This is a genomic window from Streptosporangium sandarakinum (assembly GCF_013409935.1).
Lineage (GTDB): Bacteria > Actinomycetota > Actinomycetes > Streptosporangiales > Streptosporangiaceae > Streptosporangium > Streptosporangium nondiastaticum.
Genome location: NZ_JACCCO010000001.1, coordinates 4,072,378 through 4,085,917 on the forward strand (window position 1 = coordinate 4,072,378; position 13,540 = coordinate 4,085,917).

Annotated in this window: 14 protein-coding genes; 9 read left to right on the top strand and 5 right to left on the bottom strand. The window is 72.0% G+C overall.

Annotated elements, in window-relative coordinates; translation table 11 throughout:
- Positions 1–122 precede the first annotated feature (122 nt).
- Genes pdhA through HDA43_RS18475 form a run of 3 tightly spaced genes read left to right on the top strand, consistent with a single transcriptional unit; the run spans position 123 to position 3,653 of the window.
- Positions 123–1,226, top strand: a complete 1,104-nt coding sequence (gene pdhA, locus HDA43_RS18465) for a pyruvate dehydrogenase (acetyl-transferring) E1 component subunit alpha (protein ID WP_179822468.1) — start codon at positions 123–125, stop codon at positions 1,224–1,226.
- The gene (locus HDA43_RS18470) at positions 1,223–2,206 is read left to right on the top strand and encodes an alpha-ketoacid dehydrogenase subunit beta (protein ID WP_179822471.1); all 984 of its coding nucleotides are present in this window, start codon (positions 1,223–1,225) and stop codon (positions 2,204–2,206) included. The genes pdhA and HDA43_RS18470 overlap by 4 nt, the downstream gene beginning before the upstream one ends.
- 13 nt (positions 2,207–2,219) lie before the next feature.
- The gene (locus HDA43_RS18475) at positions 2,220–3,653 is read left to right on the top strand and encodes a dihydrolipoamide acetyltransferase family protein (protein ID WP_179822473.1); all 1,434 of its coding nucleotides are present in this window, start codon (positions 2,220–2,222) and stop codon (positions 3,651–3,653) included.
- Positions 3,654–3,911: 258 nt separating this feature from the next.
- Here the strand turns inward: HDA43_RS18475 and HDA43_RS18480 are convergent, their stop codons facing one another.
- Entirely contained in the window at positions 3,912–4,154 is a 243-nt protein-coding gene (locus tag HDA43_RS18480) for a hypothetical protein (RefSeq protein ID WP_179822476.1), read from the bottom strand.
- A 297-nt stretch (positions 4,155–4,451) separates the two neighbouring features.
- On the opposite strand from HDA43_RS18480, the gene HDA43_RS18485 reads away from it, so the two are divergent.
- Positions 4,452–4,745, top strand: coding sequence for a Dabb family protein (locus HDA43_RS18485; RefSeq protein WP_179822478.1), 294 nt, complete (start codon positions 4,452–4,454; stop codon positions 4,743–4,745).
- Positions 4,746–4,780: 35 nt separating this feature from the next.
- Here the strand turns inward: HDA43_RS18485 and HDA43_RS18490 are convergent, their stop codons facing one another.
- Together HDA43_RS18490 and HDA43_RS18495 are read right to left on the bottom strand one after the other, a co-directional pair.
- Positions 4,781–5,005 carry a DUF6458 family protein gene (locus HDA43_RS18490; RefSeq protein ID WP_179822481.1) on the bottom strand — a complete coding sequence of 75 codons (225 nt, stop codon included), beginning with the start codon at positions 5,003–5,005 and terminating at the stop codon, positions 4,781–4,783.
- Between the two features lie 319 nt (positions 5,006–5,324).
- Positions 5,325–7,148 carry an acyl-CoA dehydrogenase gene (locus HDA43_RS18495; protein ID WP_179822483.1) on the bottom strand — a complete coding sequence of 608 codons (1,824 nt, stop codon included), beginning with the start codon at positions 7,146–7,148 and terminating at the stop codon, positions 5,325–5,327.
- A 207-nt stretch (positions 7,149–7,355) separates the two neighbouring features.
- On the opposite strand from HDA43_RS18495, the gene HDA43_RS18500 reads away from it, so the two are divergent.
- The 3 genes from HDA43_RS18500 (at position 7,356) to HDA43_RS18510 (ending at position 9,314) form a co-directional block, all read left to right on the top strand.
- Entirely contained in the window at positions 7,356–8,195 is an 840-nt protein-coding gene (locus HDA43_RS18500; RefSeq protein ID WP_218911773.1) for a class I SAM-dependent methyltransferase, read from the top strand.
- Between the two features lie 85 nt (positions 8,196–8,280).
- The gene (locus HDA43_RS18505; protein WP_179822485.1) at positions 8,281–8,649 is read left to right on the top strand and encodes a VOC family protein; all 369 of its coding nucleotides are present in this window, start codon (positions 8,281–8,283) and stop codon (positions 8,647–8,649) included.
- Positions 8,650–8,822: 173 nt separating this feature from the next.
- A complete protein-coding gene (locus HDA43_RS18510) occupies positions 8,823–9,314 on the top strand; it encodes an SRPBCC family protein (protein WP_179822488.1) in 492 nt (163 codons plus the stop codon).
- 118 nt (positions 9,315–9,432) lie between these two features.
- On the opposite strand, the gene HDA43_RS18515 is transcribed toward HDA43_RS18510, so the two are convergent.
- The gene (locus HDA43_RS18515; protein WP_179822490.1) at positions 9,433–9,906 is read right to left on the bottom strand and encodes a hypothetical protein; all 474 of its coding nucleotides are present in this window, start codon (positions 9,904–9,906) and stop codon (positions 9,433–9,435) included.
- Between the two features lie 149 nt (positions 9,907–10,055).
- On the opposite strand from HDA43_RS18515, the gene HDA43_RS18520 reads away from it, so the two are divergent.
- Together HDA43_RS18520 and HDA43_RS18525 are read left to right on the top strand one after the other, a co-directional pair.
- Complete coding sequence (locus HDA43_RS18520; protein ID WP_179822492.1) at positions 10,056–10,505, top strand: GNAT family N-acetyltransferase; 450 nt, start codon at positions 10,056–10,058, stop codon at positions 10,503–10,505.
- 51 nt (positions 10,506–10,556) lie between these two features.
- Positions 10,557–11,360, top strand: a complete 804-nt coding sequence (locus HDA43_RS18525) for an alpha/beta hydrolase (protein WP_179822494.1) — start codon at positions 10,557–10,559, stop codon at positions 11,358–11,360.
- Here the strand turns inward: HDA43_RS18525 and HDA43_RS18530 are convergent.
- Positions 11,341–13,362 (bottom strand): molybdopterin-containing oxidoreductase family protein, encoded by a 2,022-nt coding sequence (locus HDA43_RS18530; RefSeq protein WP_179822497.1) that lies wholly within the window; start codon positions 13,360–13,362, stop codon positions 11,341–11,343. The two genes, HDA43_RS18525 and HDA43_RS18530, sit on opposite strands and share 20 nt — an antisense overlap.
- Between the last annotated feature and the right edge of the window lie 178 nt (positions 13,363–13,540).

Below are 13,540 nucleotides of genomic sequence, written 5' to 3' on the forward strand. Positions count from 1 at the left end.
ACCTCTGCCACGATGTCCACAAACGCATACGAACCACCATCATTCGGTTCGCATGCTTCCCTGACCGGCCGGGCAGAGGCGGAGAACCCGTCCCGACGGCCCCGAGCACACAGGAGAGGCGCGTGACCACCGAGCCCCCTCGTGGTGCGGAAGCACCCCCGGAACTCGTCCAGCTGCTGACCCCCGAAGGCGAGCGGGTCGAGCATCCCGACTACGACATCGATCTGACCCCCGAGGAGGTCCGCGGCCTGTACCGGGACCTGGTCCTGGTGCGCCGCGTCGACCTGGAGGCGGTCGCCCTGCAACGCCAGGGAGAGCTGGGGATCTGGGCCTCGCTGCTCGGCCAGGAGGCGGCGCAGATCGGCTCGGGCAGGGCGCTGGCCGAGTCGGACATGGTCTTCCCGACCTACCGCGAGCACGGCGTGGCCTGGTGCCGGGGCGTGGACCCGGTCAACCTCCTCGGCCTGTTCCGCGGGGTCAACCACGGCGGCTGGGACCCCGCCGAGCACAACTTCCACCTCTACACCATCGTGATCGGCAGCCAGACCCTGCACGCGGTCGGCTACGCCATGGGCGTCCAGCGCGACGGCGCCGTCGGGGAGAACGGCACCGCCACGATCGCCTACTTCGGCGACGGCGCCACCTCCCAGGGAGACGTGAACGAGTCGTTCATCTGGGCGTCGGTGTTCAACGCGCCGATCGTGTTCTTCTGCCAGAACAACCAGTGGGCCATCTCCGAGCCGCTGGAGAAGCAGACGCGGATCCCGCTGTACCGGCGGGCCAGCGGCTTCGGCTTCCCCGGCGTCCGGGTCGACGGCAACGACGTCTTCGCCTGCCTGGCGGTCACCCGCAAGGCGCTGGCCGACGCCAGGTCCGGGCAGGGCCCGATGATGATCGAGGCGTTCACCTACCGGATGGGCGCCCACACCACCTCCGACGACCCGACGCGTTACCGCCTGGCCGACGAGCTGGAGGCGTGGAAGCTCAAGGACCCGATCGAGCGGGTCCGCGCCTACATGTTCAAGAACCGCATCGCCGACCAGGACTTCTTCGACGCGATCGACGCCGAGGCCGACGAGCTGGGCCGTGACGTGCGCAAACGCTGTCTCGAACTGCCCGATCCGGAGCCCCTGGCCATCTTCGACCACGTCTACGCCGAGCCGCACCGGCTGATGGACGAGGAGCGCGCACAGTTCGCCGCCTACCTGGAGGGGTTCGAGGGATGACGACTCTCACGCTGGCGAAGGCGCTCAACGAGGGCATGCGCAAGGCCATGGAGGACGACCCCAAGGTCCTCGTCATGGGCGAGGACGTGGGCAAGCTCGGCGGGGTGTTCCGGGTCACCGACGGGCTGCAGAAGGACTTCGGCGAGCAGCGGGTCATCGACACCCCCCTGGCCGAGTCCGGCATCATCGGCACCGCGATCGGCCTGGCGCTGCGGGGCTACCGCCCGGTCTGCGAGATCCAGTTCGACGGGTTCGTCTTCCCCGCGGCCGACCAGATCATCACCCAGCTCGCCAAGATGCCGCTGCGCTCGCTGGGCAAGCTGAAGCTGCCCGTCGTGGTGCGCATCCCCTGCGGCGGTGGCATCGGCGCGGTCGAGCACCACAGCGAGTCCCCCGAGGCGTACTTCACCCACACCGCCGGCCTGCGGATCGTGGCCTGCTCCAACCCCGCCGACGGCTACACGATGATCCAGCAGGCGATCCGGTGTGAGGACCCGGTCATCTTCTTCGAGCCCAAGCGGCGCTACTGGGAGAAGGCCGACGTCGACACCTCCGCCCCCGCCGACGACTGGACGCCGTTCGACCAGGCCCGCGTCGTACGGCCCGGCGCCGACGCCACCCTGCTGGCCTACGGCCCCATGGTGCGGACCTGCCTTGAGGCCGCGGCGGCGGCCGAGGAGGACGGCCGCTCCCTGGAGGTCGTGGACCTGCGCTCGCTCAACCCGCTGGACATCGACCGGGTCGTCGAGTCGGTCGCCAGGACCGGGCGCTGCGCGGTGGTGCACGAGGCTCCGGTCTTCAGCGGGTTCGGGGCGGAGATCGCCGCCCGGCTCACCGAGCGGTGCTTCTACAACCTGGAGGCCCCGGTGCTGCGTGTCGGCGGCCCGTCGACGCCGTACCCGCCCTCCCGGCTGGAGGACCACTACCTGCCCGACCTGGACCGCGTCCTCGACGCCGTCGACCGCCTGTTCGCGTTCTGAGGGGGAGACGAGGATGAAGGAGTTCAAGCTCCCCGACGTGGGCGAGGGCCTGACCGAGGCGGAGATCGTCCGCTGGCACGTCAAGCCCGGCGACCCCGTCAAGGTCAACCAGATCATCGTGGAGATCGAGACGGCCAAGGCCGTCGTCGAGCTGCCCTGCCCGTTCGAGGGCGTGGTGACCGCCCTGATGGCCGACGAGGGCGAGACCGTCGACGTCGGCAGGCCGATCATCTCCGTGGACGACGGAACCGGCCCCGCCGCCCCGGCCGTGGGCGAGGGTACGGCCGGCGGTCGCGCGCAGGCCCTGGCCGAGGACATGGTGCCCGAGCCCGCCGCGGCGGACGAGCCGCCCGCGGAGAAGCGCCAGCCCGTCCTGGTCGGGTACGGCGTCAAGCCCGGCGCGGCCCGCCGCCGTCCCCGGAAACCCTCGGCGGCCTCCCCGGCGACCTCGTCCGCGGTCGCCCCGGCTGCCCCGGCCGTCTCTCCGGCTGCTCCGGCCGTCCCCGCGCGGCCGGCGCCGGAGCCCGCCGTCCGGGAGACGCCGCCCACGGGCTCGGCGGCGCGGCGGGCCGCCGTGCTCGCCAAGCCCCCGGTGCGCAAGCTGGCCAAGGACCTCGGGGTCGACCTGGCGACCGTTCCCCCGACCGGCCCGCACGGCACGATCACCCGGGAGGACGTCCACGCCGCGGTCGAGGCGGCGGCCGACGCCGGCCGTACGGCCCCGCAGGCGGTTCCGGCCGCGCGCGGCGGCGAGGAGCGGATCCCGGTCAAGGGGGTGCGCCGGGCGACCGCGCAGGCCATGACGGCCTCGGCGTTCACCGCGCCGCACGTCACCGAGTTCCTGCAGGTGGACGTCACCGGCACGATGGAGGCCGTGACCCGCCTCCGGGCGCTGCCCGACTTCGCCGAGGTCAAGGTCTCGCCGCTGCTGCTGGTGGCCAAGGCGGTGCTCGTCGCCGCACGGCGGTACCCGATGATCAACTCGGTGTGGGACGAGGCCGCCCAGGAGATCGTGGTCAAGCACTACGTGAACCTCGGCATCGCCGCGGCCACCCCGCGTGGCCTGCTCGTCCCCAACGTCAAGAACGCGCACGAGCTGTCGCTGCCGGACCTCGCCCGGGCCATCGGCTCCCTCGCCGAGACGGCCAGGGCCGGCCGTACCCAGCCCGCCGAGATGTCCGGGGGCACGATCACGATCACCAACGTGGGCGTGTTCGGCGTGGACGCGGGCACCCCGATCCTCAACCCGGGCGAGTCGGCGATCCTGGCGTTCGGCCAGGTCAGGGACCTGCCCTGGGTGGTGGACGGGCAGGTCGTGCCCCGCAGGGTCTGCACGCTCGCGCTCTCCTTCGACCACCGGGTCATCGACGGGGAGCTCGGCTCGCTCTTCCTGCGCGACGTCGGAGCCATGCTGGAGGACCCGCTCCGCATGCTCGCCTGGGGCTGATCCCGTAAAACCGGCTGAAAGCCGTAAAAACGGCTGAGCCCTTTGGGCAGGCCGGGACCCACGAAAAGCGGGCCCGTCCCCGGAGAAAAGGGGACGGGCCCGCCGCGGGGCTTCGATCCTGGGAAATTCCACCCCGGAAAACGATGAGCAGAAACCTCCCCGGGCGTTTCTTGGGGCGGTTTTTCCATGTGGCCCGGAAAGGCGGGCACGCCTTTCCGGTCGTGCGGTTCTCAGGCGCCTATCGGGTGCCGCGGGCCTTTACCACCAGTCGCCCCAGCCGCCGCCGCAGCCGCCGCCGCACCCGCAGCGGCGGCAACCGCAGCCGCGGCGGCAACCGCAGCCGCACCCGGTGACGAAGTTGGACGCGGTGACTCCCTGGACGGCCGGGGTCGAGGTGGTGGTCGAGGACGACGCCTGTGCGGGCCCGGCTACGAGGGCTCCCGCGATGAGCCCGGCGCCCATCAGGCCCGTGACGAACGAGGCGGCCGTTCTGCTTTTCATGCGGTCCTCCGATTCCACGAGAGGACGTGACCCGTCCTCCTGGATTGCTGGACAGTTCACAGCGTGCCGGAGCCGGAGCGACCAAGTCACCGCAAACCACTTATGGCTTGGCAAAGGCCCACAGATGTGTATAAATACCAAATAAATAGCAGATATCCGGGCATTTCGGACAGGTAGTACGGCGAGCCCGCGTGCCGGGCCCAAGGGCGAGAACGCGGGATGACCGCGGAGGGGCATAAGGGGCCGCGGAGGGCCCGGCCCCGTACGCTGGCGGGGCATCCGAGCGAAGGGAAGACCATGTTCCGCCACGTCGTGCTGTTCACCTGGTCCGAGACGGCCACCGAGGAGCAGAAGGCCGCGGTCGCGACCGAGCTGGGCCGGCTCCCGGGGGTCATCCCGGAGATCCGCGCCTACGCCGTCGGAGCCGACGCGGGCGTGAATCCGGGCAACCACGAGTTCGCGGTCGTCGCCGACTTCGACGGCCTCGACGACTACCTGGTCTACCGCGACCACCCGGTCCACCAGGCGGTGATCGCCGAACACATCAAGCCGATCCTGGCCTCACGGGCGGCCGTGCAGTTCGTCGTCTAGCCCTGCCGGAGGTACGGCGCGCCGTCAGGCCGCCGTCACAGTTCCGGCGGGTGGTTCTCCCGGTGCATCAGGCGGCCCTCCGACGTCGCCCCGCGCCGGGGCGCCAGCACCACGCTCAGCACCACCCCGACGGCGCCGACGATCATGAAGATCACCCCGATGACATCGATGTGCACGTTGTCGCCGAGGACGTCGGGCTCGATGGCGAACCGGAGGATGGCGCCGATCGTGAGGAAGAAGATGCTGACCCCGACACCCATCGGACCCTCCGGACACAGGTAGTGATCAGGCAAAGAGAGCGTCTGCGATCCCTCATACCCCTTCCCGCGCGATCCCACCACCGGCCCGGTGTGCGCCCGCCCGGAAAGGCCGGGAACGGAGGACCGGAAAAGGGACCCGGGGCGGCGGGCGGGGGAGGCGCCGGATGGCCGAGGCGGAGGCGGAGGCCGGAAAAGGGGCGCCGGAGGCCGGGACGCGGAGGGTCCGGGAACGCGGACGGGGGCGGTCCCGTGAGCGGGACCGCCCCCGTCACCGCCTGCCGCGGGAGCGGGGCGTCTTCGGAAGGCCGGGATCAGCGGATCAGAAGGCCTCTTCGGGCAGCTCCATCAGGTCCTGGTTCGTCGCGGCGAGCACCCGGCGCTCGGCCGCGACGCGGGGCAGGACGGTCTGGGCGAAGAACGAGGCCGCCGCGACCTTGCCGGTGTAGAACGCCCTGTCCCGGTCGGACTCGCCGAGCGCCTTGAGGGCCACCTCGGCCTGGCGCAGCAGCAGCCAGCCGATCACCACGTCGCCCAGGGCGAGCAGGAACCGGGTGGTGTTGAGACCGACCTTGTAGACCTCCTGCGGCGTCTCCAGCGAGGAGATCGCCCAGCCGGCCATCGTGTCGGCCATGGCCTTGACCTCGTCCGCGGCCTCGCCGAGGAGCTTGCGCTCCTCCTTGAGGCGGCCGTTGCCGGCGTCGGAGGCGGCGAACGCCTTGATGTCGCCGTACATCGTGCCGAGGGCGACGCCCTGGTTGCGCATGACCTTGCGGAAGAACAGGTCCATGCCCTGGATCGCGGTGGTGCCCTCGTAGAGGGAATCGATCTTGGCGTCCCGGATGTACTGCTCGATCGGGTAGTCCTGCAGGTAGCCGGAGCCGCCCAGGGTCTGCAGCGAGCGGGCCAGCAGCTCGTAGGAGCGCTCGGACCCGACGCCCTTGACCAGCGGGAGCAGCAGGTCGTTCATGGCCTCGGCGTGCTCGTCGCGGCGGCCCTCGGCCCCGGCGATCTGCACGGCGTCCTGGTAGGTCGCGGTCAGCAGGACCAGCGCGCGCATGCCCTCGGCGTACGACTTCTGGAGCATGAGCTCGCGGCGGACGTCCGGGTGGCGGATGACGGTCACGCGCGGGGCGGACTTGTCGGCCATCTGGGTGAGGTCGGAGCCCTGCACCCGCTGCCTGGCGTACTCCAGGGCGTTCAGGTAGCCGGTGGAGAGGGTGGCGATCGCCTTGGTGCCGACCATCATGCGGGCGTGCTCGATGATCATGAACATCTGCTTGATGCCCTGGTGCACGTCACCGACCAGCGTGCCGACGGCCGGGTGCTTCTCGCCGAAGGTGAGCTCGCAGGTCGTGGAGACCTTCAGGCCCATCTTCTTCTCGACGTTGGTGACGTAGACGCCGTTGCGCTCGCCCAGCTCACCGGTGGAGAGGTCCACGTGGTACTTCGGGACCAGGAACATCGACAGGCCCTTGGTGCCGACGCCGTGCCCCTCGGGGCGGGCCAGCACGAGGTGGAAGATGTTGTCGGCCATGTCGTGCTCGGCGCTGGTGATGAAGCGCTTGACGCCCTCGATGTGCCAGGTGCCGTCGGGCTGCTGCACGGCCTTGGCACGGCCGGCGCCCACGTCGGAGCCGGCGTCGGGCTCGGTGAGGACCATCGTGGCGCCCCACTGGTGCTCGATGGCCAGCTCGGCGAAGCGCTTCTGGTCCTCGGTGCCGATCGTGTGCAGCACGTGGGCGAAGGCGGGGCCGCTGGAGTACATCCAGATGGCCGGGTTGGCGCCGAGCACCAGCTCGGCCAGCGCCCAGTTGACGCTGTTGGGCAGGCCGGGGCCGTTCAACTCGGCGGGCAGGCCGAGGTTGGTCCAGCCGGCGTCACGGTAGGCGGCGAAGGACCTCTTGAAACCCTCCGGCATGGTGACGGTGCCGGAGGCCGGGTCGAACACCGGAGGCTTGCGGTCGCCCTCCTCGAAAGAGTCGGCCAGCACGCCGGAGGCGAGGCGGTTCACCTCGTCCAGGACGCTGCGCACGACGTCCTCGTCGATGTCGGCGAACAGACCGCTGCCCAGGATGTCCCGGCGCCCGAACACCTCGAAGAGATTGAACTCCAGGTCACGGATGTTGCTCTTGTAGTGGCCCATGGGGTCGGCTCCTTCACACGGGTGAACCGGGACGCTTGCATACTCGCCAGTAACCTTACCGACAATGCTACCCGCGAGTAACCCCTAAAAAACGGCAATGATGGGACGTTTGTCACACGCCCTGGAGAAACCCTTTACCCAGGGGACCTCCGGGTTCCGGCCTGCCGGTCCGCCGGCCTGCGGGACGCGCCGCCGTACCCTCGGGACATGACGAAGTCGTACGGCGGGACGGGCGGGCGGGGACCGGCGGGCGACCCGCCGGTGGACGGGCGGTGGCGCGCCGACCTCGCGCGGTGGGACATCCCCGAGCACATCCTCAGGCGGGCCCCGGTGAGCCCCTGGGGACACTCCCCGGCGCGGTTCGCCCAGCGCACCGAGCACGCGCTCGCGGCCCCCGAAGGCCCGTCCCTGACCAGGATCGCCGAGGCGCTGCCCGCCGGGGGGAGCGTGCTCGACGTCGGCGCCGGCACCGGGGCGGCCTCGCTGCCGCTGGCCGGCCGCCTGGGGGAGCTGATCGCGGTGGACGCCTCCGCCGGGATGCTGGCCGAGCTGACGCCCCGGGCCGAACGGCTCGGCGTCCCGGTCCGGACGGTGCCGGGCCGCTGGCCCGACATGGCGGCCCGCACCCCGGTGGCCGACGTCGCGGTCGCCGCCCACGTCGTCTACAACGTGCCCGACCTGGCCGCTTTCCTGTCCGAGCTGACCGGCCACGCCCGGCGCCGGGTCGTCCTGGAGCTCACCGAGCATCACCCGATGAGCTGGCTCACCCCGCTGTGGAGGCACTTCCACGGCCTTCCCCGCCCCGCCCGGCCGACGGCGCACGACCTGATCGCCGTCGCCGGGGCGCTCGGCCACGAGGTCCGCCACGAGTCCCACGCGGCTCCGCTGCCCCGCTACGCGTCGCTGGACGAGCTCGCCGAAAGCGCCTGCCGGAGGCTCTGCCTCACCCCCGACCGGGTGGGGGAGGTGGCCGGGGCCGCCGTCGCCCTGGGCATGTGGCCGCTCCCGCGCGAGCGGTGGTTCACGGTGTGGTGGGAGACGGCCTGACGGCCGCGCCTGGCCTCGGTGCCGGTTCCGGCGTGCCGCGTAACCTGCTTGACGGCTTAGACGGTGTCGCGATTAGGTGTGGGGCATGATTGCGATCGAATACGTGACCTTCGACTGCGCCGAGCCGTACGAGCTGGCGACCTTCTGGAGCCAGGCCACCGGACGGCCGATCCACCCGGACGGCAGCGCCGGCGACGACGAGATCCTCGTGCCGGGCACGCCCGGCCTGCTGTTCATCAAGGTCCCCGAGGGCAAGGCGGTCAAGAACCGCATCCACCTGGACGTCACCGGGTCCGACGGCACCACCCGCGAGGAGGAGGTGGAGCGGCTGCTGAAGCTCGGCGCCACGATCCACGACGACCGGCGCGCCTCCGACGGCAGGGGCTGGGTGACCATGCTCGACCCCGAGGGCAACGAGTTCTGCGTCTGCCGCGCCGAGTACGAGAGGTCCTGACGCCGGTCCCCGCGCGGAGCGCACGACAGCCCTGGGATGTGCGACGGCCCCGGGAGGTTCAAGGGCCCTGGGATGTGCGGCGGCCCCGGGACGGCCCGGGGCCTCAGGGGCGGCCGGTCCCCGTGCGATGGCGGGTCTTGCCGGAATGATGTTCGCTCGGGAATGCTGCGGTCATGAGCCCCCCGAGCGCGTCCGTGAGCATTCATGTCTCGGCGCCGCCCGAGACGGTCTACGAGCTCGTCACCGATGTCACGGACATGAGCGGCTGGAACGTCGAGTGCGAGAGCGCCGAATGGGTCGGCCCGATCCGCGGGCCGCGGCCCGGCGCGAGGTTCCGCGGGCGCGACAGGAACGGCCGGCGGCGGTGGTCCACGCTCTGCACGGTCACCGTCGCCGATCCCCACCGGGTCTTCGCCTACGGCGTCCGCGCGGGCGGCCTGCTGGACGTGGCGATCCGGCGCTTCGAGATCACCCCCTCCGGGACCGGCTGCCATGTGGAGCAGAGCACCTGGGACACCCGCGGCCCGGTCCTGCGTCTGCTGGGCGGGCTCGTCTCCGGCGTCCGCGACCGGGCCGCCCGCGAGCGGGCCGACATGCTGCGGACCCTGGAGCGCCTGAAGGCGGCGGCGGAGGCGGTGGGCGCGCCGCCGTCCACCGGCGGTTGATCGCTCCGCGCCCGCCACGAGGACCTGACAAACCTGACCGACCGGACGGACCCGACCGGGAGCCGGCGGGCCGTACCGGGAAGGCCGGCGGCCGGGTGCGGCGGGACCGCGCCCGCGCTCAGCCGCCGTACGGCAGGGAGCGGTGCTCGCGGCCCCGTCCCCGGAAGACCAGGGCCAGGAACGCGGTGATGAGGTACACCGCGACGCCGCCCTGGAGCGCGTCGAACGCCGCGCCGAACACGCCCTCGCCGTCCACGACGAGCTGGACCGGATACATGAGCGCGGCGGCCCCGAGCGCCGGGTAGAGCGAGAAGCGCCAGGGGTGGCGCAGGGCCCAGAGCCGGGCCTGCCGGGTCACCCGGTCGCCCCTCTCGGGCCTGGAGACCGCGCCGACGGCCGTGACCAGGCTGAACAGGACGATGCCCAGCGACAGCGCCCAGGTCAGGTCGGCGCTTCCCGGCAGGATCACGCCGAGGCCGAAGCTGACGGCCGCTGCGGTACCGCCGGTCACCGCGGCGGCCTTCCAGGGCGCGCCGTGCAGGGCGGCTCCGGCGAGTGAGATCTCGTCACGACGAGTCAGTTCGTTGCTCATGCGTTCAGGGTGCCTCCCGAGCCCCCCTGCCCGCATCGGGGAGAGACCCTGATTTCGACCCTGACCCCGCGCCCTGCGGCTTCGCGCCGGCTCCATGCCCCCCGCACCCTGCGGATTCGCCGGATTCCCGCCCCGGTAGGTTGGTCGCCATGCCCGTGGAATTCCGCCTCGCCCGGCCCGGCGACCTGCCGGCCATCGTGTCCCTGATCGCCGACGACGCCATCGCGGCCGCCCGCACCGGCGAGCTCGGCGAGGAGCACCGCGCCGCCTTCGACGCCATCGAGGCCGACCCCGGCAACGAGCTCGTCGTCGCCGAGCTGGACGGCGAGGTGGTGGGCACCATGCAGCTCACCTACATCCCCGGCATCTCCCGGCGCGGCGCCCTGCGGATGCAGATCGAGGCGGTCCGCGTCGCGGCCCCGCTGCGCGGCCGGGGGCTGGGCCGCCGGATGATGGAGTGGGCCGTCGAGCGGGGCCGCGCCCGCGGCTGCGCGCTGGTCCAGCTCACCACCGACAAGGCCCGCAAGGACGCCCACCGGTTCTACGACTCGCTCGGCTTCGTCGCCTCCCACGAGGGATACAAGCTCACCCTGAGTTGATCGTTATCCTCGTCCCCACCGCTAACGACACGAGCCGACGGGACGGGCGATATGAGACGACACGCGTTGGGGCTGGGAGCCCTGGCCATGCTGCTGGCGGCCTGCGGCGGGAACACCGGCGACCCGGCGGCGGCCCCGGCCGCCACCACGAGCGCCGCCGCGAGCGCCACGGAGAGCGCCGCGGCGAGCCCCACCCCGACCGGCCTGCCGACCCCGAACTCCAGTCCCAGCCCTACCGGGGAGAACATCGCCGGCTGCGTCACCGCGGACAAGGGCGAGATCTTCAAGTACACCCGTGACGGCACCGTCACCAAGGGCGTGATCATGGGCAAGGGGAAGGTCGGCGCGGTCGTCTCCTACGAGCGTCGCGGCACCGTGTGCGACTGGCTGCCGCTGGCCGAGCGGCTGGTCGCCGAGGGCCGCCGCGTCCTGCTGTTCGACCGCAACGACGTGGTGAGCCCCGAGAAGGACACCGTGGAGATGGCCCGGCGGCTGCACGACGCGGGCGTCGAGAAGGTGTTCCTGATCGGCGGCTCGATGGGCGGGCGGCAGTCCGTGCTCGCGGCCGGCCTGCTGAAGTTCCCGGTGGCCGGGGTCATCAGCGTCTCCGGCGGCACGACCCAGCCCGGGGACGTCACCGCCCTCAAGGCGCCCTTCCTCCAGGTCACCGCCGACGAGGACTCGACCGCCCCGCTCGAACTGGCGCGGGCCGTCTACCAGGAGGCGAAGAAGTCGGCCGACCGCCAGCTCCTCGTGCTGAACGGCCGGGAGCACGCCAGCGCCCTGTTCACCGCCGAGCAGGGCGACAAGGCGCTTCAGGCGATCACGGCGTTCGTCACGAAGCACTCGGGCTGATCTCGACCAGGTTGTCGTGGTAGACGGCGCCCCGGCCCAGGTCGGCGTCGCGCGCCTCCACCGCGGCGTTCACCGTCGAGCCTCCGGCGCTCAGCTTGCGCCAGTGGCCCTTGGTGGCGGCCACCACGCCGGGCCGTACCCGGTCGCTGATCTCCACCACGGCCTCGAACCCGCCGACGTCGTTGAACACCCGGGCCCGCTGCCCGTCGACGAGCCCCCGCGACCCGGCATCGGCCGGGTTGACCAGGACCCGGGGGCCCCGGGAGCGCCGAAGCAGCTCGGGGTTGTTGCCGAACGTGCTGTTCAGGAACATGTGCGAGGCCGGGGTGACCAGCGTCAGCGGGTACGGCCCCTCGGCGGCCGAGGCCGTGCGCGGGGGGACGTAGGCGGGTCCGGAGCCGAACCGGAGCCTCCCCGAGGGGGTGGGGAAGCCGTCGGCGAACGGCGTGAACGGCCGCGGCACGCTCAGCCGGACCCACCCCTCCTTGCGCAGCCGGTCCACCGTGATCCCGGCCAGCGACGGGTGGCCGGAGGACAGGAGCTGCTCGGCCAGCTCAAGGTCGGAGTCGTACAGCGACGGCTCGGTCAGGCCCATGTGCCGGGCCAGCCGGCGGAACGTCTCCATCGTCGACAGGCACTCGCCCGGCGGCGGGACGGCGGGCTCGTTCCACATCAGGTACATGTGCCCGTAGCCGGCGTGCAGGTCGGTGTGCTCGATCTGCATGGTCGCGGGCAGCACGATGTCGGCGTAGTCGACGGTGTCGGTGGGGAAGTGCTCCATCACGACCGTGAACAGGTCCTCGCGCAGCAGCCGCTCGCGGATGCGGTTCTGGTCGGAGGTGGAGGCCATCGGGTTGGCGCCGTAGACCCACAGGCACTTCACCGACTCGTCCAGCTCGTCGGCCAGCCGGGTCATCGTCCGCCGCCGCACCGGCCGGGCGAGCAGGTCGTCGCGGGTGTCGATGTTCAGGTGGATGTATCCGCTGGTGGAGTAGGCGACCCCGCCGCCGGGACGGCGCCAGTCGCCGGTCACCGCCGGGATGGCGGCGATCGTGCGCAGCGCGGCGCCGCCGCCGGCGTGCCGCTGGATGCCCATCGTGGCCCGGATGCCGGTGGGCCGGGTGTGCGCCAGCCGCAGTCCCAGGGCCCGGATGTCCGACTCGGGCAGCCCGGTGATCTCCGCGACCACCTCCGGGGGGTGGCGGAGGATCTCCTCGCGGAAGCCCTCCCAGCCCTCGGTGTGCCGGGCGAGGTAGTCGCGGTCCTCCGCGCCCTCGGCGAGGACCACGTTCAGCAGCCCCAGCGCCAGCGCCGCGTCGGTGCCGGGCCGGATCGGCAGGTACTCGTCGGCCTGGTCGGCGGTGCGGGTGCGGATCGGGTCGATCGCGACCACGTGCGCTCCGTCCGCGCGGGCGTCCTGGATGAACTTCCACAGGTGGTGGCCGCTGGTCAGCGTGTTGGTGCCCCACAGCAGGATCAGCTTCGACAGCGCGAACGTCTCGGGGTCCATCCCGCCGGGCGTGCCGTTGATCTCGGTGAGGCCGGCGTTGCCGGCGGCCGAGCAGATGTTCGCGACGTGCCGGGAGGCGCCCAGCACGTTCCAGAACCGGCGCCCCGCCTCGCCCTCGACGCCCTGGATGTAGCCGAGCGTGCCGGTGCCCTGGTAGGGCCAGATGGCCTCGCCGCCGTGCTCGTCGACGATCCGGCGCAGCCGTACGGAGATCTCCTCCAGGGCCTCGTCCCAGGTGATCCGCTCGAACTCCCCCGACCCCTTGGGACCGGTACGGCGCAGCGGGTACAGGATGCGGTCGGGCGACTTCACCTGCTCCAGGTAGCGGTTGACCTTCACGCAGAGCGCGCCCCGGGTGTAGGGCTGGTCGGGGTTGCCCCGCATCCCGAGGGCCTCGCCGTCCCGCACCGTCACGACCCACGAGCACGTGTCGGGACAGTCCAGCGGGCAGGCCCCCAGAACGCGCAGTTCACCCATATCACCCAGCGACATGGCTCCGACTTTAGCCGTGGACGCCGAAGGGGGGTACGGCCACGCTGGCCGTACCCCTCTCCCTTTCCCGGGTCGCCCCGGGGCGCCCTCGCGGGTCACCCCGGAACACCCCTGCGCGTCACCCGGGGACACCCGGAGCTCCGGGACGCCCGGACATGTCACCCGGACGCCCCCGCGG

Bases quoted from the DNA above. Each gene is read 5' to 3' on its own strand.
- HDA43_RS18525 (WP_179822494.1), top strand. From the start codon at position 10,557: ATGAGACGACACGCGTTGGGGCTGGGAGCCCTGGCCATGCTGCTGGCG.
- HDA43_RS18490 (WP_179822481.1), bottom strand. From the start codon at position 5,005: ATGGGTGTCGGGGTCAGCATCTTCTTCCTCACGATCGGCGCCATCCTC.
- HDA43_RS18475 (WP_179822473.1), top strand. From the start codon at position 2,220: ATGAAGGAGTTCAAGCTCCCCGACGTGGGCGAGGGCCTGACCGAGGCG.
- HDA43_RS18530 (WP_179822497.1), bottom strand. From the start codon at position 13,362: ATGTCGCTGGGTGATATGGGTGAACTGCGCGTTCTGGGGGCCTGCCCG.
- HDA43_RS18515 (WP_179822490.1), bottom strand. From the start codon at position 9,906: ATGAGCAACGAACTGACTCGTCGTGACGAGATCTCACTCGCCGGAGCC.
- HDA43_RS18500 (WP_218911773.1), top strand. From the start codon at position 7,356: ATGACGAAGTCGTACGGCGGGACGGGCGGGCGGGGACCGGCGGGCGAC.
- HDA43_RS18520 (WP_179822492.1), top strand. From the start codon at position 10,056: ATGCCCGTGGAATTCCGCCTCGCCCGGCCCGGCGACCTGCCGGCCATC.
- HDA43_RS18485 (WP_179822478.1), top strand. From the start codon at position 4,452: ATGTTCCGCCACGTCGTGCTGTTCACCTGGTCCGAGACGGCCACCGAG.
- HDA43_RS18505 (WP_179822485.1), top strand. From the start codon at position 8,281: ATGATTGCGATCGAATACGTGACCTTCGACTGCGCCGAGCCGTACGAG.
- HDA43_RS18510 (WP_179822488.1), top strand. From the start codon at position 8,823: ATGAGCCCCCCGAGCGCGTCCGTGAGCATTCATGTCTCGGCGCCGCCC.
- HDA43_RS18495 (WP_179822483.1), bottom strand. From the start codon at position 7,148: ATGGGCCACTACAAGAGCAACATCCGTGACCTGGAGTTCAATCTCTTC.
- HDA43_RS18470 (WP_179822471.1), top strand. From the start codon at position 1,223: ATGACGACTCTCACGCTGGCGAAGGCGCTCAACGAGGGCATGCGCAAG.
- HDA43_RS18480 (WP_179822476.1), bottom strand. From the start codon at position 4,154: ATGAAAAGCAGAACGGCCGCCTCGTTCGTCACGGGCCTGATGGGCGCC.